2 protein-coding genes are annotated in these 1,178 nt (G+C 60.9%); both read left to right on the top strand.

Annotated elements, in window-relative coordinates:
- On the top strand, positions 1-362 hold a 362-nt coding region (locus tag HP546_RS30430; RefSeq protein WP_172233646.1), incomplete at its 5' end, for a HipA domain-containing protein.
- 302 nt (positions 363-664) lie between these two features.
- Positions 665-1,027 (top strand): hypothetical protein, encoded by a 363-nt coding sequence (locus HP546_RS30435; protein WP_172233649.1) that lies wholly within the window; start codon positions 665-667, stop codon positions 1,025-1,027.
- The last annotated feature ends 151 nt before the right edge of the window (positions 1,028-1,178 follow it).

The raw sequence follows: 1,178 nt of genomic DNA on the forward strand, positions 1-1,178 counted from the left end.
TGAGTTGCATTGTCGGAAACGGCGATGCACACCTGAAGAACTTTGGTCTGTTGTATTCCGACCCCACCCAGCGCAATGCACACTTGGCCCCGGCCTACGATATCGTCAACACCACGGCCTACATTCCTGATGACGTATTGGCGCTGGATCTGGTCGGCAACAAATCATTGCTCGCTTCACGCCAGGGGCTGCTGGAGTTTGCCAGAGCGTGTGATGTGGTCAGGCCAGAAGATGTCATACGTGAACAGTTGCAAGCATTGGAGCAGGTGCTTGACGGTTCGGCCGAGCTTTGCGAGCGCGCCCCTCGGGTAGCCGCTGCGATCCGGCAGTGTGCTGAACCTTTCATGCGGACGTTCGGTTAGGCCGCAAGCCTGAAGGGGGTGTGGCGATTAAGGCTAATGGGGCTGCTACGCAGCCCATCGCCGGCGAGCCAGCTCCCACCCCGACCGCTTAGAATTCAAGCCATGCGCGGTACTTGTGGGAGCCTGGCTTGCCGTGGCGACGAACCGCGGCGATGGGCCGCAAAGCGGCCCCAATTGCTTGACTGGCTGGCATTCACCGGAGCCCCAGCTATTGGCGCCACCGGTCGTACCCAAGGCACTCCCGCTCGCCATGTTCCCTCTTAACCAGGTGAACCCCACCGCGCCATAGCAGGAGAACGCCCATGGCAATCGATCAGAACGGCCCAGACGCCCCCTACCCAGGCCCAGCAGAAAATACGCCCGACACCGGCGCGGCCCACGGCTCTGGCCTTGAACAAAGCGAGTCCGAGCCCAAGCAGGGCGTCGGTGAATCCTGGTCCGAGAAACGCCCGGTAGACTGGGACCCGCCTCCCGGCAATCCTGGCTCGGACCAGGATAGCCAGCTCGAGCGGGATAACGGCAGCGCAAGAACCAAAGACGAGCAAAGCGCAGGCGCTGAAGGAGAAGTGCCGTTACCTTCAGACGATGACGGCCCCATAGAAGAGGAAATGAAGGACGTCGAAGCCAATAATTCGGTGTCCGCCGAGCATCCTCAATCTCGCTGAGGGTATTGCCACGACAGGCCAGGCGCTGTCCGAGCGGCGGCGCCCACGCCCTTGCCATCAGGGGCCGGTCAGTGATTTCATCCATGATGACCGTGTGTTCATCCCCATTGATCGCGCACTTTGAAATACCCCAGCCTTGCGTAGAAGCCTT

It is taken from the genome of Pseudomonas sp. CM25 (assembly GCF_013179705.1).
Classification (GTDB): Bacteria; Pseudomonadota; Gammaproteobacteria; order Pseudomonadales; family Pseudomonadaceae; genus Aquipseudomonas.